At 56.3% G+C, this 20,899-nt stretch carries 15 protein-coding genes; 7 read left to right on the top strand and 8 right to left on the bottom strand.

Annotation, left to right across the window (positions count from 1 at the left end; all coding sequences use genetic code 11):
* Positions 1–122: 122 nt before the first annotated feature.
* The 3 genes from Q0510_RS02950 to Q0510_RS02940 form a co-directional block, all read right to left on the bottom strand.
* On the bottom strand, positions 123–2,951 hold the full coding sequence (locus Q0510_RS02950; protein ID WP_298708086.1) for a TIM-barrel domain-containing protein: 2,829 nt from the start codon (positions 2,949–2,951) through the stop codon (positions 123–125).
* A gap of 218 nt (positions 2,952–3,169) precedes the next feature.
* Positions 3,170–7,252: a hybrid sensor histidine kinase/response regulator transcription factor gene (locus Q0510_RS02945; protein WP_298708084.1), complete on the bottom strand. Its 4,083-nt coding sequence runs from the start codon at positions 7,250–7,252 to the stop codon at positions 3,170–3,172.
* Positions 7,253–7,551: 299 nt separating this feature from the next.
* Positions 7,552–8,241 (bottom strand): hypothetical protein, encoded by a 690-nt coding sequence (locus Q0510_RS02940; protein ID WP_298708083.1) that lies wholly within the window; start codon positions 8,239–8,241, stop codon positions 7,552–7,554.
* 558 nt (positions 8,242–8,799) lie between these two features.
* Between Q0510_RS02940 and Q0510_RS02935 the strand changes: the two genes are divergently transcribed.
* Entirely contained in the window at positions 8,800–9,333 is a 534-nt protein-coding gene (locus tag Q0510_RS02935) for a hypothetical protein (protein WP_298708081.1), read from the top strand.
* Positions 9,334–9,405: 72 nt separating this feature from the next.
* On the opposite strand, the gene Q0510_RS02930 is transcribed toward Q0510_RS02935, so the two are convergent.
* Positions 9,406–10,089 carry a hypothetical protein gene (locus tag Q0510_RS02930; RefSeq protein WP_298708079.1) on the bottom strand — a complete coding sequence of 228 codons (684 nt, stop codon included), beginning with the start codon at positions 10,087–10,089 and terminating at the stop codon, positions 9,406–9,408.
* Between the two features lie 183 nt (positions 10,090–10,272).
* Between Q0510_RS02930 and Q0510_RS02925 the strand changes: the two genes are divergently transcribed.
* The 6 genes from Q0510_RS02925 to Q0510_RS02900 all read left to right on the top strand — a co-directional run bounded on the left by Q0510_RS02925 (position 10,273) and on the right by Q0510_RS02900 (position 16,186).
* The gene (locus Q0510_RS02925; RefSeq protein WP_298708077.1) at positions 10,273–11,817 is read left to right on the top strand and encodes a hypothetical protein; all 1,545 of its coding nucleotides are present in this window, start codon (positions 10,273–10,275) and stop codon (positions 11,815–11,817) included.
* 42 nt (positions 11,818–11,859) lie between these two features.
* Positions 11,860–13,029, top strand: coding sequence for a nicotinate phosphoribosyltransferase (gene pncB, locus Q0510_RS02920; protein WP_298708076.1), 1,170 nt, complete (start codon positions 11,860–11,862; stop codon positions 13,027–13,029).
* 18 nt (positions 13,030–13,047) lie between these two features.
* On the top strand, positions 13,048–13,683 hold the full coding sequence (locus tag Q0510_RS02915) for a Crp/Fnr family transcriptional regulator (protein WP_298708074.1): 636 nt from the start codon (positions 13,048–13,050) through the stop codon (positions 13,681–13,683).
* Positions 13,684–13,749: 66 nt separating this feature from the next.
* Entirely contained in the window at positions 13,750–14,313 is a 564-nt protein-coding gene (locus Q0510_RS02910) for a YeeE/YedE thiosulfate transporter family protein (protein ID WP_298708073.1), read from the top strand.
* Between the two features lie 11 nt (positions 14,314–14,324).
* The gene (locus Q0510_RS02905) at positions 14,325–14,735 is read left to right on the top strand and encodes a DUF6691 family protein (protein WP_298708071.1); all 411 of its coding nucleotides are present in this window, start codon (positions 14,325–14,327) and stop codon (positions 14,733–14,735) included.
* Between the two features lie 131 nt (positions 14,736–14,866).
* A complete protein-coding gene (locus Q0510_RS02900; RefSeq protein ID WP_298708069.1) occupies positions 14,867–16,186 on the top strand; it encodes an MBL fold metallo-hydrolase in 1,320 nt (439 codons plus the stop codon).
* 55 nt (positions 16,187–16,241) lie between these two features.
* Here the strand turns inward: Q0510_RS02900 and Q0510_RS02895 are convergent, their stop codons facing one another.
* The 4 genes from Q0510_RS02895 to Q0510_RS02880 all read right to left on the bottom strand — a co-directional run.
* On the bottom strand, positions 16,242–17,831 hold the full coding sequence (locus Q0510_RS02895; protein ID WP_298708068.1) for a hypothetical protein: 1,590 nt from the start codon (positions 17,829–17,831) through the stop codon (positions 16,242–16,244).
* A gap of 188 nt (positions 17,832–18,019) precedes the next feature.
* Positions 18,020–19,381 (bottom strand): acyl-CoA dehydrogenase family protein, encoded by a 1,362-nt coding sequence (locus Q0510_RS02890; RefSeq protein ID WP_298708066.1) that lies wholly within the window; start codon positions 19,379–19,381, stop codon positions 18,020–18,022.
* 21 nt (positions 19,382–19,402) lie between these two features.
* A complete protein-coding gene (locus tag Q0510_RS02885) occupies positions 19,403–19,864 on the bottom strand; it encodes an OsmC family protein (RefSeq protein ID WP_298708064.1) in 462 nt (153 codons plus the stop codon).
* Between the two features lie 115 nt (positions 19,865–19,979).
* The coding region (locus tag Q0510_RS02880) for an amidohydrolase family protein (RefSeq protein ID WP_298708062.1) at positions 19,980–20,899 on the bottom strand (920 nt) is incomplete at its 5' end.

Raw genomic sequence — 20,899 nt, 5'->3', positions numbered from 1 at the left:
GAGGGTATTTTTTGTTGCATGTTTTTCATTTTAAGTGGAATTGTGGAATGATGATCAGCCGTGTTAGGGGCCGTTTACGTGGTGTTGCATAGTGATGTTACAGTTGTCATAAGCCGAGATGTTTATTTTGGTTGATGGTAACGTTTGACGCGAATTTCCTGTCCGTTGTAAGATGTTTCCACATCCGCCGCGGCGGCGGGCTCAAATCCATGCGCGCGGTTTTTCCCGATCCAGATCACGCGGAAGGTGCGGTGTTCCCGCATCCCGGGGAAGCGGCCGCTGCGCGCGCCGATCGTAAGCTCGCCCTTGCTTTCGTTATACCGCAGGGGAATGTTGCTGAACCGCCCTTTTTCGTATCCGTAGGTAGTATCTTCATCTTCGTAGATATCGAAGGAAGCGTCTTTGCCAGTGTAGACAAACAGCGTGATGGTATCCGCCGGCTTCTCGGCGGTGTACTGCAATGCAGGCCCCGCCGGCAGGATAGACCCTTCTTTTACATACACGGGCATCCGCTCATAGGGCGCATCCACCCGGATGCGCTTCCCTCCTTCTTCATACTTCCCGGCATACAAGTCATACCATCCCTGCCCAGCAGGCAGGTACAGTTCCTTCTCCCGCGCACCGAATGTGTACACGGGGCTGATCAGCAGCGAAGGACCGAACATGTACTGGTCGCCGATCTCGCGCGACAACCTATCCTTCGGAAAATCCATTACCAGCCCGCGCATCATCGTATAGTCGCGGTGATACGTCATCCCCGCCAGCGAATAGATGTAAGGCATCAGCCGGTAACGCAGCTTGTTGTAATACAGCATCGTTTCATAAGCGGGGCTTCCTTCCGGTGCGATGTTGAACACTTCCCTGAAAGGGAATTGCCCGTGGGCGCGGAACAGCGGCACAAACGTGCCGAACTGGAACCACCGCGCCTGCAACTCCCGCCACTCCGCCGTGTCCGACGGCAGCCCGAGCTCATATCTTCTTTCCACCGCAAAACCGCCGATATCCATCGTCCAGTACGGCAGGCCCGACAACGAAAAGTTGACGCCCGCCATGATCTGCGCTTTCATATCTTCCCACCTCGAACCAATATCACCGCTCCATATCGCCGCCGCATAACGCTGCGATCCCGCAAACCCGGAACGCGTCAGCAAAAACACGCGCTTCAAAGAATCCGCCGCGCGCTGGCCTTCATAAATCCCCCGCGCGTTCTCCAGCGGATAGGCGTTGAGGTATTCAGCCGCGATCCCCGCGGAAAGCGGCGTCATTTGCGCCAGGCGCTTTTCGGGCGATACGTTGGATAGGATGTCGGGCTCGCTGGCGTCCATCCACCAGGCATCAATGCCGCGCAGGTATAACTTCTTATGCAGCAGGTCCCAAAAGCCGCGGCGCGCCTCATCATTAAAAGCGTCGTAAAAGGTGGACACATAGCCTTCCCCGATCCAGTCCCGCTGCCGGTCAGCGATGTTGCGGCCATACAGCCAGCCTTTTTTATCGAATTGCCGGTACACGTCGATCCCTTCATACACTTTCGGCCAAACGGAGATCATGACGCGGGTATTATATTTATCATGGAGGTCGCGGATCATGGCATCGGCGTCCGGGAAGCGCGCGGGATCAAAGTCCTGGCTGCCCCAATCATCTTCTTTCCAATAACTCCAGTCCTGCACGATGTTATCGAGCGGGATGCCGCGCCGGCGGAACTCCGCGGCGGTTTGCAGCACTTCTTCCTGCGTCTTGTACCGCTCACGGCTCTGCCAGAAACCCATCGCCCAGCGGGGCATTACGGGGGCTTTGCCCGTCAGCGTCCGGTAACCGGCGATCACTTCATCGGCATTCTTCCCGGCGATGCAATAATAATCGAGCTGGCGGCCTGCCTGCGACGCGAAAGTGAATGCGTCGCGGTCTGCAGCCGGCGCGGGCGGCAACCATTTTACCGTGAGGTAGGAAGCGGTGCCGTCGGGCGTCCATTGTATTTTGATGTGGTGTTTTCGGTCTTTTACCAGCGGCAATTGCAACGAAACGGAAGCCGGGTTCCAGGCCTGTCGCCAGTTGTCGGCCAGCAGCTTGCCGTCGAGCCAGATCTTCACGTACCCGCCATATACCACGCGGAAGAGGTGATCGCCCGAAAAGCCCGAGACAATATTCCCTTCCCATGTAATGGCGCCATCCTGCAGGGGAAAGCCCTCGGGAATAAGTTTCTTCGTATCATCCAGCCAGGCATAATCGATCTGGGATTCCGCTTTCGTGAACGCGACCGTCTCCGGCTGCTTACGGTCTTTGCTGTAGGATGCCGTCAGCCATCCTTCCCTGCCGTTCTTATCGAACAGGCGCAGGCGCGACAGCGGCATGAGCTCGCGCGCATCCCCCGCCAGGGTGTAGCTGTAATTATCCCACAGCACGCCGTAATTACGGGCGCCGAGCAGGAAAGGCACCGCCACTTCGGTATTGTTCTGCCAGAGAAAAACCTGCTGGCCTTTGTAATTGTAAATGCTTTCCTGGTGTTGCCCCAGGCCGAAGAATCCATCGTCGGGCCCGGATTCGAAAGTCTGCCGGATGCTCCACGACGGCTGGCCTTCAAACACGACAGGCGCCACCGCGCGGCCGTTCCAGCTGCGCTCCGCGATGAGCGGCTTCCCGGAAGGGTCGGTGAAGGATACCGCGCCTGTTTGTTTGAGGATGTTGGCGGTGATGGCGGGAGCCTTCAGCACGAGGGCCCCTCCTTTCTCTTCCAGCGTCCATTTTACCGGCTGGGGCTGGTAAGTGGTCATGAGGCTCTTCGGATCTGGGAACGTTTTTTCCGGCGAAGCCGTTACCCGGATGATGTTCCCCCTGATCACCTGCAGGCGCACCGCCTGCACGCCGCCCGACGTCCTTGCGTCGGGGTACAATATGATCCCGTCGCGGGTGCGGACGAACTTCTCGTCTCCCGCGGCCTTTGCGGCGCCCGCCATTAATAAACAGGTAAATAATAAGCCCGCAGTTTTTCTGTAACGTGTCAATAAATATCCTCCCATAGTAATCGTTTCTCAGGATGCGTGGAATCCTCCGTTGGTTAATCGGTTCGCCCCGAAACTACGGTCACTATGGAAAAATGAGGGTACAGGATCGTCTATATTAGGGTATCAAAATGTCAACCCCATCAATCAATCCATTGATTTTCAATGATGAATTATTCCGCCGGGCGGTTTCTAAGGTACGAACTGGGCAGTTCGCCATAGATTTCCCTGAATGTTTTGGCGAAGAGTTTGGGGTTGTTGAACCCGACCTGGTAAGCCACTTCGGCCACCGTCGTGTTCCCGATTTCCAGGAGTTGCTTTGCTCTTTGCAAACGGATGTGCCGGATGAATTCCGCCGGGGTCTGGCCGGTGAGGGCGAACAGTTTCTTGTACAGGGCGGCGCGGCTCAGGAGCATTTCGCGGCTGAGGCCTTCTACCGATAATTCGGCGTCGGACAAATGCCGTTCTACATATGCCAGCGCCCTGCGCACGAAATCGTCTTCGGCGGGAGCGGCTACTTCCGGTTCGGAGGCGACTACCTGCACCTGTTTCTGGTAGGTTTTACGGATATTCTCCTGCTGGTTGAGCAGGTTGCGGATGCGCGACAGTAGTATTTCGACGTTGAAGGGCTTGGTCATGTAATCGCTGGCGCCGGTTTCGAGGCCGGTCAGCTGCTGTTCTTCGCCGGTGAGGGCGGTGAGGAGGATAACGGGGATGGAAGCCGTGCGGCGGTCGTCCCGGATTTTACGGCAGAGGTCGATTCCGTTCATTTCCGGCATGCTGATGTCGGAAACGATGAGGTCCGGATGGCCGGAGAGCGCCTTCTGCCATCCTGCTTTACCGTCGGCCGCTTCGAGTACGTCGAACCAGGGTTTCAGGTTGTCCTTTATATAGAAGCGGAAATCTTCATTGTCTTCCACCACCAGGATCGTTTTACGTTTCCCTTTCGGCCGGTTGGCGGGAGGTTCAGGCGTTTCCTGCGGTGCTTCCGTGGCTTCCGCGATCGTCACCGGTTCCGCATCTTCGCGCAATACCGTTACGGGGAGGATCACGGTGAAAGTGCTGCCTTCGTTCTCCCTGCTTTCCACTGAAATTGATCCTCCGTGCAGCCGCACGAATTCTTTGGTGATCGACAGCCCGATGCCGCTGCCCTGGTTCACCATGGAACCGGGGATGGCATCCTGGAAGAAGCGTTCGAAGATCTTCTCCTGCTTTTCCGGCGCGATGCCGATGCCCGTGTCGGCCACGTGAATATGCAGCTGCGCGGCAGCCGGCGGGCCTTCCAGGGCTACCGTCACCGACACGCGCCCTCCTGCACGGGTGAATTTGAAGGCGTTCGATAACAAATTGAACAAGACCCTTTCCAGCTTGTCGTGATCGAATGTGGTGAACAGGCGGTCGCGCCCCGCATGAAAAGCAAACCCGATCCCCTTGTTCTCCGCCATATCCGAAAACGAGAACGACACTTCGCGGATGAACCCGATGATATCGCCCGGCGATTTGGCGAGCCGGAGCTCATGCTCTTCCAGTTTCCTGAAATCCAGCAGCTGGTTCACCATGTTGAGCAAGCGCCGCGCGTTGCGGTGGATCAGCTGGAACTGGCGTTTCTCCTCCGGCTGCTCCGATTCGCGGACCATCTTCTCCACCGGCGAAATAATGAGGGAAAGCGGCGTCCTGAATTCGTGGCTGACGTTGGTGAAGAAGCGGATCTTCATCATATCGAGCTCATGCAGCCGCTGCGCTTCCTGGCGCTCGCGCTCGATGCGGAATCGCGCCCTGGCGCGGCGGAGCACCCCATGCCTTGCCACAATCAGCGCGGCGATGAGCAATAAGGCATAACACACCCAGGCGATTTTCGTAAGCCACCAGGGCGGCAGGATGCGGATGCTGAGCGCCAGGGGCTCGGGGCTCCATTGCCCGTCGTCGCCCGCGGCTTTCACCAACAAAGTATACTGCCCCGGATTGAGGTTGGTGAACGTGGCCTTGCGGTTGCGGCTGTCGGTATACAACCACTCATCGCTGAAGCCTTTCAGCTGATATGCGTACCGGATCTTATGCGGATTCACGAACTCCAGCGCGGCAAACTCCACGGTAAACACATTCTCGTTATACCGAAATGTAAGGTCTTTGGCGGCGCTCACCGATTGCGGCAGCACCACCCGCCCGTTATATTCCTTCCCGGCACGCACCGGCTGGTTGAATAATTGCAGATCGGTGAATACGATCTCCGGGGCCGCCAGCCTGTTGCGCAACGAAGCGGTCCCGAAAATATTAAACCCGTTGGCCCCGCCGAACACCAGTTCCCCTTTCTTCGTTTTTAGCGCGGCATTTTCATTGAACTGCCGCCCCTGCAGCCCGTCCGACTCATCGAAGTTGCGGGTCTGCAGGCGGATGGAATCGCCGGAGGAAAGCACCGTGGCACGGCAAAGGCCGTTGGGGGTGCTGAGCCACAGGTGCTTGTCGTCGTCTTCCAGAAGGGTGAGGATGGTGTTGTCGGGCAGCCCGTGCTCGCGGCCGTACCGGACGAAGCTCCCGCGCGCGGGGTCCCAGCGGTTAAGGCCGTCGTGCGTGGCGATCCAGAGGATGCCGCGGCTGTCCTGGCAAAAAGCAGTGACGTTGTTATGGCTGAGGCTGCCGGCGTCCTGCTCGCGGTGCTCGTAGTGGCGGAAAAGCCCCGTGCGGTGGTCCATCACGTCGATCCCGAAAGAAGTACCCAGCCAGAGATCACCGGCGCGGTCTTCGTGGATGGCGGCGATGTAATTGGATTTGGAGCCCTGGGGCATGTACTTCCTGAATATGCCGGCCTTGCGGTCGAACTGGATGAGCCCCTGGCTGAGGGTGCCGATCCAGAGGCGCGACTGGCTGTCTTCATAAATCTCCCATACCCTGTCGTCGGCCAGGCTGTTCGGATCCGCGTCGCTATGCCGGTAATTGGTGAACCGCTGGCCGTCGAAGCAGTCGAGCCCGCCGAAGTAGGTACCGATCCAGAGTTTACCTTCCTTGTCGATCAGCAGGCTCACGATCACGTTGCTGGAAATACTGTTGCGGTTCGATGGGTCGTGGAGGTAGCGGGTGTAAGTATTGGCCGCCCGGTCGAAATACAATAACCCGCCGCCGTTGGTGCCGATCCAGAGGTTGCCGGATTTGTCTTCCACGAAGCGGTTGACATCATTATAAGGCAGCGATCCGGGCTGGTTGGGCCGGTGCTGGTAAACCGGGAAACGCGGGATGCCGGCGTGGTAGCGGTTCATCCCTTTTTTGAAAGTACCGAGCCAGATGATGCCCTGGTCGTCGCGGTAAATGGAATTGACGCTGTTCTGGCTGATGCTGCGCGCGTCCTGCTCATTGTTGACGAGGTAGCGGACGGAAAAATCTTTCTTATCGAGCACATTCACGCCGCCGTGGTCGGTCGCGATCCAGATGAGGCCGTTGCCGTCCTGCGTGATGCCGTTAATGATATCGTTATTGAGCCGCGCTTTGCCGCCGTTTTTCCGGAGGATGGCCAGCTCGCCGGTAGCGGGTTTGTAGCAGGCCGCGCCGCGGGAAGTGCCGTAGGCGTATATCCAGACGTCGCCATCCGCATCGGTAAAGAGCCGGTAGGCGGGGTTGGGTTGGGGATCGAGGCGCCGGATGGCTTCTGTTCGGTGGACGCATTTGCGGGTGGCGGGGTCTAACCTGTCGAGGACGCCCTCGGCGTATACCACCCAAACGGAACCCTCCGGCCCCGGCGCAATGCCCGCTACGTTGGGCGAATACAGGGGCATGGGCGGCAGGCGGCGCCTGTCGGCGGGATTGTATCCGTACAGGCCTTTCCCCGGCACGGCGAACCAGAAACGGCCTTCGCCATCGGCGCACATTACGGTGAAATTATCGTCGGGCACGCCCATCGCCGCGAGATGCGGGCGGATGCGGGCGGTGAAGGTTTCGGATTGAGGATCGTAGCGGTTCCAGCCATTGGGGGTTTGCACCCAAAGCGTCTTGTGCGGCCCGGGCACCACCTGGTTGATGAAATCGTCGTTCAGGGTGGAAGAATCGCCCGCCACATGGCGGAATATGCGGAAAGTATGGCCGTCGTACCGGTTCAGGCCGGCGATGGTGCCGATCCACATAAACCCGTCGGGGCCTTTGACGATGGAATTGACCTGGTTGCTGGAAAGGCCGTTCCGGCTGTCGATCAGATCGAACTGCCACGAAGGTTGCGCCTGCAGGGTGAGCTGGCAGCAAAGCAGCAAGGCCGGCATAAGGAGCCTCAACATGGAATTTTCATTTAACGGTTCAACTGTCCACTTGCCGGCCGCAGCCGGACCGGCAAAAGATAGTACAATTTTCGGTTTTGAAACACCGGGTTTTCTGCCTGCGCCCCCGCCCGTAGTACCCGGCTCCGGCGTCAGGTTGTTCGATGGGCTGGACAGGGAGGCGATTGAACCGGAGATTGCCCAAGTCGCGCCTTTCGCAAAGTGGACAAAGTCAACAATAAATATGACAGTTATCCCCATAAAAAAATCCCGGCGCAGCAGCAGCACGCCGGGATTTTTAAGTATATCCGTACCGGTTATTATCTGTTCGGAATCTCCGCCAGCAGCTGGGCGAGCACCGCGGCATCAAAGCCGTCGCCATCCGTGTAACCCCATACCAGTCCCTGGATCGACGTGGACGCCATGAAATACTGGTCTTCGTCCGCAAATTCGCTGCGGGCTACTTTCTTGTTTTTCACGTTTTCGCACAGCTGGCGGATGAGCGGGCTGCTGGAAACGGGACCGATCTTATAGGTCATGCCCGAATTGCTGGGCTTTCTTTCCGCGTTCAGGCAGTAAAGTTTAATGCCCACCCTGGTGGTGCGTTTGGCTTTGAGCACGACTTTAAAATCCTGGATCAGCAGGCCGTGCTGGTGCGTCAGGTCGTCGGCCAGGATAACGAGGCCGGCGGGGAGCGTGAAGGTAACGTCTGCCGCGTTGGAGTTGGTGAAAGCGGCGCAGATTTCCACAACGCCGCCGCTGCCCACTTCATAAGCCGTGTCACAGACTTCGCCGTAGATCTTGTCGGCAGTCAGCGAGACACCTGCGGGATACGTGAGGGCGGTGCCTTGTGGCGTTCCGGGGGCTTCGCCGAGGCCGGGGATTTTGCCGGCTTCTTCTTTGGGGGTTGATGGCTCGTCGTCCTTTTTATCGGATTTGCTGCAGGCCATAAAAGTGAATGCCGCGAGACAGGCGGCGGTTAACAACACAAAGGTTTTCCTTCGTTTCATAATGAGACTGGTTTAAATGGTACAATAATCAGACATGGTATGTCGTGGTTCCGTTGCTGCTATACGGTGGCTCTGATGGAACGAACAGGGCATGCCTCACCGAAAGGGGATGGATATATGCTGCTGTACTTCCGGGCGCAGGGCCGGACCGAAGGGACAAAAATAATACCTGATTTACAGTGATTTATACTTTTTCTTGAAAATGCGTGGAAATACGTGCCGGAATCTTGGGTGATTAAACAATTCCGGCCGGGTATTGTAATTTAGTACGATCGAATATTTCTCCCATGGCGAAGTCTGCATCCCGCGGGTTACCGGAGAAATTCGTTCCCTATGGCGCCATCGCTTTTACTGGCCCGGTCTCAAAGCGGCGCCCAAAGGCGATTCGACTTTCGACCAGCCTGGGCGCTTTACGCTTAACTTCATGCCGTTGAGAATTTACGACTTTACGTTCATGGTGGTTTATGAGCTGCTGAGCGTGATCATCATTTTGTTTTAGTATTTTTAGTAAACATCAAAGCATCGAAAAGTAGATGCATGAAAGCAACAGCCTGAATCATGAAACGAAATACCCGGCTGGCTATATCGCTCCTGCTGATCGCGGGAGGTTCCTTGATCTGGTACCTGTACGGTTACCGGCAGCGGCTCCTGTACGACATCCTGGCGTTGTTATTTTTGGCGGGGGGATGGTTGATGCTGGGATTCCTGTGCTTTGGATCGCTGTGGAAGCAGGGCGGCGCGAAGTATCAGCCCGATCGGAGGAACTGGCTGAGAGGAAGGAAGATGTTGTTGCTGGGGGGCCTGGCGGTATTGATCGGCGGCAACGCGCTCCTGGCCGACCGCGCGTCCGACAGGCTGGCGGGCTCCTGGCTGAAGGGGCCGTTACGCAACACCTCTGCAACGGTTATTGCAGTAAACTTACAAGAAGGCAGGCAGCAATATTTCTATGAAACCTGGATCCGCTACCAGGCCGGTTCACGATGGATGAAAGAGCGTTTCACCAGCTCGCGCCACTACAACCCCGGCGACAGTATCCGTATCGCCTATGCTCCCGGGCATCCCGATGTTTTTAAGGTGGAAGGGAACCGGTAATTACACCAACATCTATGTATTTTTAAAGAATTTCTTCCCCATAAATTTCTGTATTTCCTTTTTCAATACATTTCACCGCGATCTGTTTTTCAACACGGACACGGTGATTAATATAATGGTTAAAAGCAGGTATTGGGATAGGGCATTAAATGTTAATATTCCTCGCCAGCTCAGTCCTTCAGGCAACCATAGCAGGATAATACAATGCGTTGCGGCGGCGGCGGCTACTGTAGCCACCATTACCATGATCAACCGTGTCAGTGTCAGAGAAAGGGAGTCATTTGATTTTACAACCACCAATATGGCAAGTACTATTCCTGTCAACAGGAACACACCTGAGGTGGACATTATTAACTTAAAATAGTCACTTATGGATGACATCATTGACATGTTAATCGTTGGCAGCATCAACCTACTGGGGTTTGCTATGATGTTTGTCGATTTTGAAAAACCGCCATTTAATTTAGGAAAGAAGAAAACGTAAACATGCACCCACAGGGGTTCCACAGCCAGCAGCTCTTCGCGGAGAGCTGCTGCTTCATGTTTGCTCACGCTATCTGTTTGCGGATCATTCAGCAACTTCGTCAAACTTTCGAAACTTTCGACTTTGTGCTGTAGCCGGTAGTGAAATGAATACTTGAGCAGGTCATTGACAAAAAACACTGCGCCTACTATCAAGGCAAGTACAACCAGTCGCTGTTTTACCGGCTTCTGATGATTCATCAGGTAAGCCATACATGAGTCCAGGCCTATCATTTTTAATAAATTTTCGGGTTAACAAAACAATTCAACTCCGCAATAATAGTTTTTCATTTCATTCGAAAATTTTTCCTGCGATTATTTTCTGCCATCCTTCATAAACGCTAAACAGCCGTAGCATAACGCACAGCCGCATCCCGATTTTTCGTAACTTCATATCCACCCCAAAACCCTCATCCAATGGCAACACCTACCCACGCCAAAGGCCCCGCATCCCCGAAACCGGCAAAGCCCTTCTTCGGGAACGCCCCGCAGTCCACCCCGCCCTTCTTCACGCCGGCGCCCGCTTCCGTGCAGAAACAAGACACGCCCGCAGCGCCCGCCAAAAAGGAAGGCGACGTACCCATTTCCTTCGGCTCCTTCGAAGTATTCTGCCAGCTCTTTGACGACCTCATCATCAATTTCCCAAAACGCTGGCAACAATCCTACCTCGCCGCCAAACAAAACGGTTCCAACACCCTCTTCGACCCCAAATTCGGACAGGAGCTGATCAGCAAGGAGATCATGTCGCTCTGGAACGTATTCTACGCCCTCCAGCTCCAGGCCGGCTCGCCATACGGCAGCAAAGTCGACTTCTCCAAAGGGCTCGAAATGGCCGAACAGCTCACCGGCGTCTCCGGCACCTGGATCAACCTCGCCTCCATGGCCCTGCATATGGACATGGAAAAATACCTCGGCGAAAAGATACCCCGCTACGCCAAGCAAAACCTCGGCATCTTCCTCATCTCCGGCGCCCTCCTCCAGAGCGGCCTCGTTGGCCTCAACGCCCTCACCGGCAGCGAGCTCGACTTCACTTCCATCATCGGCCCCGTCACCAAAAAATGGACGGAACCGCCGGCAGGATTCGCCAAACCCTTCGTACTCGACAATATCCCCGACGACCGCTGGCGCCCGCCCTTCTACCAGCCACCCAAAGCCTTCGAACTGAAATACTCCGGCACCGACGAAAAAGCCGACGAGAAAAAACTCAGTCTCGGCCTCGGCTTCAACCTCGCCTCCGCTCTAGGGAAATACCCCGAAAATGAAAAAGATAAACCCGGATACAAAGGCTTCGAGCTCTTTCCCTACTTCCAGTATTCGAATGCCGAAGCCATACCCGGCAAGCCCGATCCCAAAGAACAGCACAAATTCATGCTCGGCCTCTATGGCGGCGATAAAGGGTTGTATGGACTGGCCGAAGGCGGTGGCCGCTTCAATGGCGACCAGCTCCTCGAAGCCTACGGCCGCGCAGGATTCTCCATGCGCAACTTCGGGCGCCTTTCCCTGCTGGACCTTTCCGGCGAAGCCAATTACCGACCAGACGCCGACGCTCCCTGGCGCGGCAGGCTGAATGCCGCCGCACAATTCAATATCCTGGATTCGAAGCAGTTCGATTTCAAATTCGGCGCCGCCGGCGGAGGGCTACTTCCCTCCGGCGGGCAACCGGGCGCGATGGATTTCCGCACCAACCTTTCCTTCATGCACAAATACGCCGCGCAGGGCTTTCCCAACCCGCTCAGGTCCGGCGTGGATTTTACGTTCAACTACGGCAAGCAGGATCCCTTCAACGCCCTCTCCCCCGATATGATGGGCATACAGGGCAGGCTGACCTTCTTCGATATGCTCAAAACAGGAATGGAATATTATAAAATCGATACGCAGGACGATAAACTGCCGTCCAACGACCTGCGGTTTTTCCTTGCGGTCGACTTCGCCCCGGCATTCGTGAAGCTCACCGGCCAGTAACGCATGAAACATTCTGCCCCCCGGCAGCGTTATTTGTTCACTATGCTTTCTTCCATCCTCGACAACGACTTTTACAAATTCACCATGCAGCAGGGCGTGATCCGGCTGTTCCCGTATGCCCGCGCGCGTTACAAGTTCATCAACCGCGGCAAACACGCATTTCCTCCCGGCTTCGCCGACGCCCTCCGAAAAGCGGTAGACGATATGGCCGGCCTGCAGCTCAGCCGCAAAGAGAAACATTTCCTTGAGCTGACCTGTCCTTACCTCGACCCCGTGTACCTCGACTTCCTGGAAGGCTACCGCTACAACCCGGAAGAGGTCCGCATCTCGCAGGAAGGCGACCAGCTGGAAGTGGGCGTGGAAGGTCTTTGGTACAGGACCATTTTGTGGGAAGTGCCCATCATGTCCCTCATCTGCGAGCTGTACTACACGCTCCGCCATGCCGAAAGGATTTCCAACGAAGCCATCCTCGAAAACACCCGCCGAAAAATCGAGCAGTACCGCCAGCTGGGGGTTACCGTGGCGGATTTCGGGACGCGCAGAAGGTATTCGTACAAGGTGCATAAACTCGTGGTTGAAGCGCTGAAACAATATGGCACCGGCTCTTTCATCGGCACCAGCAACGTTCACCTCGCGATGATGTTCCAGACCAAACCCATCGGCACGCATGCCCACGAGTGGTTCATGTTCCACGCCGCCAGGTTCGGGTTTAAAATGTCGAATGCCACGGGACTGGAAAATTGGGTGAACGTATGCCGCGGCGACCTGGGCATCGCTTTGTCGGACACCTACACTACCGGTGTTTTCCTTCACCAGTTCGATAAAATGTACTCCAAACTGTTCGACGGCGTACGGCACGACAGCGGCGACCCGCTCGAATTTGCGGATAAAGTCATCCATCACTACAAAAAAATGGGCATCGATCCCCTCAGCAAAACGATCATCTTCTCCGACGGCCTCAACGTGGAAAAAGTGGCGAGGATAGCGGAACATTGCAGGGGGAGGATCGGCATGTCGTTCGGCATCGGCACCAGCCTTACCAACGACGCAGGCCCCGAAGCGATGAACATCGTCATCAAAATGACGGCCACCAGCCCGCATAACGGCGAATGGACCGAAGTGGTGAAGCTGTCCGACGAGCCCGGCAAATACACCGGCAGCGAAGAAATGATCCGGCAGGCGAAGCTGGTGTTGGGGATTGATCACGGGTAAAATCCGTAAATTGTGGGTATGAAGACGGAAACAAGTGCTTACCTCGACGTTCATTTCCCGCAATTCGAACCGGAGCTGCGGGAAGAGCTGGCGGAAATAGCGGAGATTCGGAATATTCCCGCGGGGGAAACCCTCATGCGGACGGGCCAGAATATCCGCTCTACCGTGTTGGTAGCCGAGGGGCGCCTCAAGCTGTACCGCGAAGGGCACGACGAAGGCGAGATCTTCATGTATTACCTTGAGCCCGGCAACGCCTGCGCCCTGTCGATGGTTTGCGGCCAGCAACAGGAAACCAGCGGCGTGATGCTCAAAGCCATCGAAGACAGCACCGTTATCCTCATCCCCGTGAAGTACATGGAAAACTTCATGCAGCGTTACAAGGGCTGGTATAACTTCGTGGTGGAAACGTACCGCGACCGGTTCGAGGAACTGCTCACCCTCATCGACCACATCGCCTTCCGCGCGATGGACGAGCGCCTGGTCCACTACCTCGACCACCAGCGCGACAAACTCCGCACAAATAAACTGCACATCACCCACAGCGAAATCGCCACCGACCTCCACTCCTCCCGCGAAGTCATCAGCCGGCTGCTGAAGAAGCTCGAGCAGCAAGGCAGGGTAAAGCTCCACCGCCAGTATATCGAAATGCTGTAACGGTGACCTGGGTCACCGTGCAGGCGCCTGCATGTTGCGATATTTGCCATTCACAAATACCGTAGCATGATTTCATTTCTCCAACAACCCTGGCCCTGGTACGTGGCAGGCCCGCTGATAGGGCTCCTCGTGCCGGCGTTGCTCCTGGGCGGCAACAAGACTTTCGGCATCAGTTCCAACTTCCGGCATATCTGCGCGGCCTGTGCGCCGGCGAATATCCCGTTCTTCAAATACAACTGGAAAAAGGAATCCTGGAACCTCGTATTCGCGCTGGGTATCCTGGCGGGCGGTTTTATCGCGGCGGTTTGGCTCAGTGACGGTCAGCCGGCGGCCATTCATCCCGCATTGGCGGAAGAGTTGAGCCGGTTCGGCATTTACCCGGAAGCGGCCATTGTTCCCTCCTCCCTTTTCGGGCTGGACCAGGTGTTCACCCTGCGTGGGAGCGTGCTGATGCTCGGGGGCGGATTGCTGGTAGGGTTCGGCACCAGGTATGCGGGCGGCTGTACGAGCGGGCATTCCATCATGGGATTATCCAGCCTGCAATGGCCATCACTGGTAGCTACCGTGGCTTTCATGGCCGGGGGCTTCCTCATGGCCAACTTCATCCTTCCTCATTTACTCGCATTATAAACCCAGGCAATATGCAATACCTGAAATACCTTCTTTTCGGCATCTTATTCGGCGTTATCCTCGTGAAAGCAGAGATGATCAGCTGGTTCCGCATCCAGGAAATGTTCCGGCTGCAATCTTTCCATATGTACGGCATCATCGGCAGCGCAGTGGCCGTAGGCATGCTTTCCGTCTGGCTGATCCGCCGGTTCAATATCAAAACCATCCACGGCGAAACGGTGGTGATCCCCGACAAAAAATTCAATAAAGGACAGATATACGGCGGCCTTTTATTCGGACTGGGATGGGCGATGACGGGCGCCTGCCCGGGGCCGCTGTTCGCACAGGCCGGTACCGGCGCCGCGGCAGTGGGTGTCACCATCCTCGGCGCTATCGCAGGAACGTGGCTGTACGGGCGTTTCCGGGAAAAACTGCCACATTGACTGCGGTATAGAATCAGTGGTGGGAATGACGGCGGTCAATGGTCAAACTGCGGATTTGCAGGACCTTTGCATTGTGACCGCAGTCACAGAACCAGCCAGGACCAATCACGACATTTGTAAAAACGACAGTAATGAAAATCAGACAATTCGAAGATAAAGCACTAGCACATTTCTCCTACGCCATCACCGGTCCTAATGGTACGGTGCTGGTAGACCCGGGCCGCGACCCGCTTCCTTACCTGGTGCACGCCGCCGCCGAAAATTCGAATATTACCGGCGTGATCGAAACGCATCCGCATGCAGACTTCGTGAGCAGCCATCTCGAAATACACAACGCCATGGGCGCCACGCTGTACTGCTCGCGCATCCTGGAAGCCACATACCCGCATAAAACCTTCGATGAAGGCGATTCCATCGACCTGGGCGGAGGCGTGGTACTGAAGGCCCTCAACACACCGGGCCACTCGCCAGACAGCATCAGCATCCTACTGGAAGAAAATGGCCGCCCTGCCGCCGTATTCACCGGCGACACGCTGTTCATCGGGGATTGCGGCCGCCCGGATCTGCGGGAGAACACCGGGAAAGTGTCCGCCAAACGCGAAGCGCTGGCCGCGGATATGTACAACTCCCTCCGCAAAAAACTCATGACCCTGCCCGACGATGTGGTGGTGTACCCTGCACACGGCTCCGGCTCCCTCTGCGGTAAAAACCTCTCATCTTCCCCCAGCGCTACTATTGGCGAGGAGAAGCAAACGAACTGGTCGCTGCAGGAAATGACGCAGGCCGAATTCGTGAAAGCCCTGCTTTCCGAACAGCCCTTCATCCCGAAATACTTCCCGTACGACGTTACCATCAACCGCAAAGGTGCGGAAGACATGGAATCCGCCATCCGGAAAGTGCCCGGCTGCTCAAAATCCACCGCCGTGGTGATCGACACACGGCCCGAAAATATATTCAAGGAAGGCCACATCCCCGGTTCCATCAACCTCATGGAAGGCGGCAAGTTCGAAACATGGCTGGGCAGCATTGTAGCGCCTGAAGAGTGTTATGTGCTGCTGGCCGCGGATACCGAACGCCTCGACGCCCTCGTGCGCAGGACCGCCAAAATCGGCTACGAATCCTTCATTGCAGGCACCGGTATCGCCCAGGGCGGTACTGCGGTAACGCCCGCCCTCGACATCGAAGCATTCCGGAAGACCCCGGATCAATTCACCATCGTGGACGTCCGTAATGATTCGGAAACTGCGGCAGGCCTTCTCTTCCCCGGCGCCATCGCCATCCCCCTGCACCAGCTCCGCGAACGTACCGCCGAAATCCCCGCAGGCAAGCCCATCGTGGTGCATTGCGCAGGCGGTTACCGCAGTGCAGCAGGCAGCAGCATCGTAGCAGCGGCATTCCCCGGCGCTACGGTGTATGACCTTGGCGAAGCCGTAAAATCATTCCAGGGCTAACACGCCCGTACGCATCAGGTTAAGACAGGGCTGGCTCATTTGGGCCGGCCTTTTTTCATGCCCTCCGCTCCATAAACTCCTTCACGAACCGGAACCCGTTTTCGAAGAACAGGTACTCCGCAAAAAGGTCCACATCCAGGTCGCGGTACCATTCCTTTGCATCTTCCAGTTGGGAGAGATATCCCTTGAAATCGCTGCGGAGATACCGTTTCAGGCGCTCCATGTCCTTCACGCCGGGCATGGTGATGAACGGATTGATCAACCCGTCGAAATCGCTGCCGATGGTAATATGCCGGATGGAAGTATGAAGCGGGATGCCGGCGCGCAGACAGGTTTGCAGGTAATGTTTGAGGTGGAGGAAAATGTGATCGTAGTACCACCGTTCCTGCATCCCCTGTTCTTCCCAGTTCTGCCGCAGGCGCTGCACGGTGAGGCAATGCGCATCGTCGACTTTATCGCGGTATTTCTCAAGATCAATACCCAGCTCATCCCATTCCGCCAGCGAGATAAAATCGGTGTCCACCACGAAATCGCCATCCAGCCGCCCGTCTACGTCCGCGTCAAATGGATCTACGTATCCGAGAATGCGCCTGTCCATCGACAGGCCGATCATCCCGCCATGCTGCACGATCCAGGCGATTTCCTCGTCGAACAGGTTGATGGTGGTCATATTGAAAGTGGGGGTGCAAACCGAAGAAGGCATGCTATCAACCGACAGTGTTTTCGCCATTTCAACCCGCACTACCGGCCCTTCCGCCCGCGCAATTGCCATATATTCCGGCCACTCCCCGAAAGGAATCCCCGTGAAGCCGGCGTGCGTACACAGCAAAGGCATGGGCGCGTGCATGGTGGCATCGCCGGTTCCGTCGATTGCGCGCATCAGGTCGCGGCGGGATTTGAAGCTCATGTGCTTCAGGTCGGGATGGATGCCGCGGTCGAAAAGCGCCTGGGCCACGTCGTACCCGTCGGGCTGCATGCCGTTGCCATATGGGAAGAAGGGTTTGGGATTGGTGAGCTGGATGCCGAAAGCGTGGTTGCAGAGGCTCGATTGCTGCATATGGGTGAGGTTGACGGCCAGGATGGGAATATCCCGCGCCAGGAGCCTGTCGAGGTTGTCGACGATCTCCTGCACGGGGAACACTTTCCCCTCACCCGTCCGGTTGACGCTGTCAACGAATGAATGACACCCTTCCACCACGAAAAAAATATTGATACGGTTGGAAGGCAGGCCGTTGGCGAAAGTTTCGGGCGTCACCACATGGAAGATGTCGCTGTTGTCGAGATATGCTTTGAGGGTGCGGTTGACGAGGAAATCGGTGTAGGCTTTGAGGTCGTTGAGCACGATTTTCTTCAGCAGGGGCTCGGAAAGCTTGTGCTGCGAGCCGTTGCGGAGGTGCTGCCGCAGCGGTATCACTTCCGCCGCGAGGTAGCTTTCCATGCTGTAGAGTACCACGCCCATGAGCACGCCGTCCGGGTAATGGGCCAGCTGCGAGGGGTGGATCTGCGACTGGATGATATTGGGAATGTCGGTACACTGCGATTGCAGCACCTTCACTTCGCTGCGGCCGATCATGTCGGTGACGCCGCCGGATTCGCTGAATAATTGTTTCAGGATGGGATGGGTGTGAAAATCAAAGTATTGCATGACATTGGGGTTTGAGATATGGGGCGGTGGAAAAACGGTACGCGCTGATGGGGCGTGGATCGGGGCTGCTGTTTCGGAATATGTAAGTTAAGGAATTTTTGAAAGACGGCCGGTTAACGGTTGCTTATCATCCCCCATAAAAAAGCCGGCGCCCGAAGACGCCGGCCCGGATGTAAAAAGGTGTATGACTAGACGAACGCGCTGAAACCGGTAATTGCCCGGCCAACGATGAGCGAATTGATCTCTTTGGTGCCTTCGTACGAATAAATGGCTTCCGCATCGGCGACAAACCGCGCCACGTTATGTTCCAGCAGGATGCCGTTGCCGCCCATTACTTCCCGCGCGCGGCTCACGATGTCGCGGGTGCGGAGGGAACAGAACACTTTGGCCAGCGAGGCGTGCTCGTCTTTCAGCAGCCCCTGGTCCTGCAGTTCCGACAGGCGGAATACGAGCGACTGCATGGCGGTGAGGTTGCTGAGCATCTCCACGAGGTGGTTTTGTATCAGCTGGAACGAGGCGATGGGCCGCCCGAATTGCTTCCGTTTGCGGGTATAATCCAGGGCGTTTTCGTACGCGCCGCGGGCGCACCCTACGGCCATCCAGGCCACGCCGGCGCGGGTCATCTGGAGCACGCGGGCGGTGTCGCGGAAGGAGTTGGCGTTTTGCAGGCGGTCTTTTTCTTCGACCACGCAGTTTTCGAGGGTGATGAGGCCGTTCTGCACGATGCGCAATGCCATTTTCCCTTTGATCTTCTCCACGGTGAACCCGGGAGTGCCTTTGCGCACGAGGAACCCTTTCACTTCGCCGTCGCCCAGGTCTTTGGCCCAGATCACGGTAACGTCTGCGAAGGGGGCGTTGCCGATCCATTTCTTCTGGCCGTTGAGCACCCACCCGTCGGCCGTGCGCTGCGCGGTAACGGTAAGCCCTCCCGCCGCGCCGGAGCCCACTTCAGGCTCCGTGAGCCCGAAGGCGCCGATGGTTTTGAACTGCTGCATGCCCGGCAGCCATTCCTGCTTCTGCTCTTCTGAACCGCAGAGGTAAATGGACCCCATGGCCAGGCCGCTCTGTACACCGAAAAAGGTAGCGATGCTCGCATCCACCCTTCCCATTTCCATGGCGATGATGCCTTCCATGAGGAACGATTTGCCGGGGCAGCCGTAGCCCTGGTAGGTAAGGCCGCAAACATCCAGTTCCGCGAACTTAGGGATCACTTCATACGGGAACTCATCATGCAGCCAGTAATTATTCACGATCGGCTTGATTTCACGTTCCATAAACTCGCGGACCTTCAGCTGAAGGGCGCGGTCTTCCTCACTCAGGCGGAGATGCAGCTCGTAGAAGTCGGCATTGATCTCCGGCAGCACTTTTTCTTTCTTCCCGCCGCCGTCCATCATCTTCATCAAACCTTTCAACTGCTTGTCGTCCAGTTTGGAAAATCCATCCATTACCTTTTGCAGATCCACCTTGCGCGACAGCTTATTCAGCTGGTCGAAGTCGATGGATTTGAACAGGCGGTAGGCCTGCCGGATCTTTTCCAGGGTTCCTGCCATGATATGTCGTTTTTTTAGTTGCTAATGATTGTCTGCCCGCGCGATCATCTCTTCCGTATATGCTTCTCCCCCGTTGATTTCTGTTCGGATCACCATCGTATTTTCCAGCATTTTGGAAATAGGGCAAGCCTTCGCGATCTGCAACAGCCGCTCCTTTTGTTCAGGGTCCGCATCCGGGTGGAAATATACGTCGCGGTCGATGAAAGAAGTTAGCTTGCCATCGGAGATGCGTTGCCACATGTTGCAGTTGACGGTGATGGAAGGAATGTCCCAGCCTTTACGATCGATGTACATCCGCAAAGTGGCCAGGGTGCAGGAAGCGAGGGAGGAAAGGAAAAGGGTGAAAGGATCAGGCCCGCTGTCCTGCCCGCCGGATGGAACCGGTTCATCCGCGATGAACGTACCGTTCCTCCATTCGATCACACAGCGGTATTTCACTTCTCCGATGGTGCCGCGCACCGGTTTTTCCATTTTATACTGCATGCTGCAATTTACGGCTTATACGGCAGTTATGAAACCGCCAATTGCGCCCATCCTGCTGCAATCTGAGGCGGTAATGCAATTCCGCACGGGTCAGGACCTTCAGCCGTCTATCAAATCAATCCGGGAATTGCGTCTTATCGACTTTGGGAAGGATGCGGAGCGCGTTTTTGTAGTAGACCTTCTTGAGGATATTATCCGGCAGGTTAAGACCGTACATGCGCCAGAAGGCGTGGTATTTTTTGTGGTAAGGGAAGTATTCGTCGCCCGTTTCGAGGACGCGGAAGTAAGTCGCGTATTCGGCGGGCACCCAGGAATCTTTACCGAAAAGGATCCTGTCCTGGTACTTCGTAAAGAACGCTTTCGCAGCCTGCGGCTGGCGGCCCAGCTCCGCGATCACGGCACCGAATTCCACCACGATGTTGGGCATCTCGTCCATCAGTTTGGAAAGATGCGCCAGGTCGTTGGCGAACCAGCCGAAGTGCGCGTTGATAAATGTGGTTTTGGGATGTTTTTTGAACACCCGGTGCTGCTCTGCGATGAGCGTTTCCCAGGGCGCGGGGTTATCAGGGCCGCGCTTGCGCCCGGGATGCGTTACGATTTCCAGCCAGCGCTCGTTGTGTTCATCCACCGGGTCCCAGAAAGGCTTGGGATCGGCCGTATGGATCAGCACGGGCATTTTCAGCTCGCCGCATTTGGCCCAGATGGGGTCCAGGCGGGGATCGTCGACTTTGATGCGGTTGCCTTTATTGTCTTTCACGCTGAGGCCGAGGTTCTTGAAGATCTTCAGCCCGCCCGCTCCTTCGCGCGCATCCTGTTCCAGCTGCTTCACGGCTTTGGCGGTCCAGCCATCCTCCCCGATTCCGTTAAAATCTATATTGGCGAACACGACGAACCGTTTGGGCTCATGTGCCTTGATGTTATCCGTCATGGCTTTAAGCCTGCTGCCGTTACCACCGCTGAGGTTGATCATGACCCGCATGTTGAGGCGGTCCATCTCTTTGGCGAGGCTTTCCAGCGAAGCGGAGCCCATATTGC

It is taken from the genome of uncultured Chitinophaga sp. (assembly GCF_937874145.1).
Lineage (GTDB): Bacteria > Bacteroidota > Bacteroidia > Chitinophagales > Chitinophagaceae > Chitinophaga.
The sequence above is the reverse complement of the archived record's forward strand: the minus strand, read 5'-3'. Positions and strand labels throughout refer to the sequence as shown.

Coding starts and splice junctions, on each gene's coding strand:
- Q0510_RS02945 (WP_298708084.1), bottom strand. CDS start 7,252: ATGTTGAGGCTCCTTATGCCGGCCTTGCTGCTTTGCTGCCAGCTCACC.
- pncB (WP_298708076.1), top strand. CDS start 11,860: ATGCTTTCTTCCATCCTCGACAACGACTTTTACAAATTCACCATGCAG.
- Q0510_RS02940 (WP_298708083.1), bottom strand. CDS start 8,241: ATGAAACGAAGGAAAACCTTTGTGTTGTTAACCGCCGCCTGTCTCGCG.
- Q0510_RS02900 (WP_298708069.1), top strand. CDS start 14,867: ATGAAAATCAGACAATTCGAAGATAAAGCACTAGCACATTTCTCCTAC.
- Q0510_RS02915 (WP_298708074.1), top strand. CDS start 13,048: ATGAAGACGGAAACAAGTGCTTACCTCGACGTTCATTTCCCGCAATTC.
- Q0510_RS02885 (WP_298708064.1), bottom strand. CDS start 19,864: ATGCAGTATAAAATGGAAAAACCGGTGCGCGGCACCATCGGAGAAGTG.
- Q0510_RS02890 (WP_298708066.1), bottom strand. CDS start 19,381: ATGGCAGGAACCCTGGAAAAGATCCGGCAGGCCTACCGCCTGTTCAAA.
- Q0510_RS02910 (WP_298708073.1), top strand. CDS start 13,750: ATGATTTCATTTCTCCAACAACCCTGGCCCTGGTACGTGGCAGGCCCG.
- Q0510_RS02925 (WP_298708077.1), top strand. CDS start 10,273: ATGGCAACACCTACCCACGCCAAAGGCCCCGCATCCCCGAAACCGGCA.
- Q0510_RS02930 (WP_298708079.1), bottom strand. CDS start 10,089: ATGATAGGCCTGGACTCATGTATGGCTTACCTGATGAATCATCAGAAG.
- Q0510_RS02895 (WP_298708068.1), bottom strand. CDS start 17,831: ATGCAATACTTTGATTTTCACACCCATCCCATCCTGAAACAATTATTC.
- Q0510_RS02935 (WP_298708081.1), top strand. CDS start 8,800: ATGAAACGAAATACCCGGCTGGCTATATCGCTCCTGCTGATCGCGGGA.
- Q0510_RS02950 (WP_298708086.1), bottom strand. CDS start 2,951: ATGGCGGGCGCCGCAAAGGCCGCGGGAGACGAGAAGTTCGTCCGCACC.
- Q0510_RS02905 (WP_298708071.1), top strand. CDS start 14,325: ATGCAATACCTGAAATACCTTCTTTTCGGCATCTTATTCGGCGTTATC.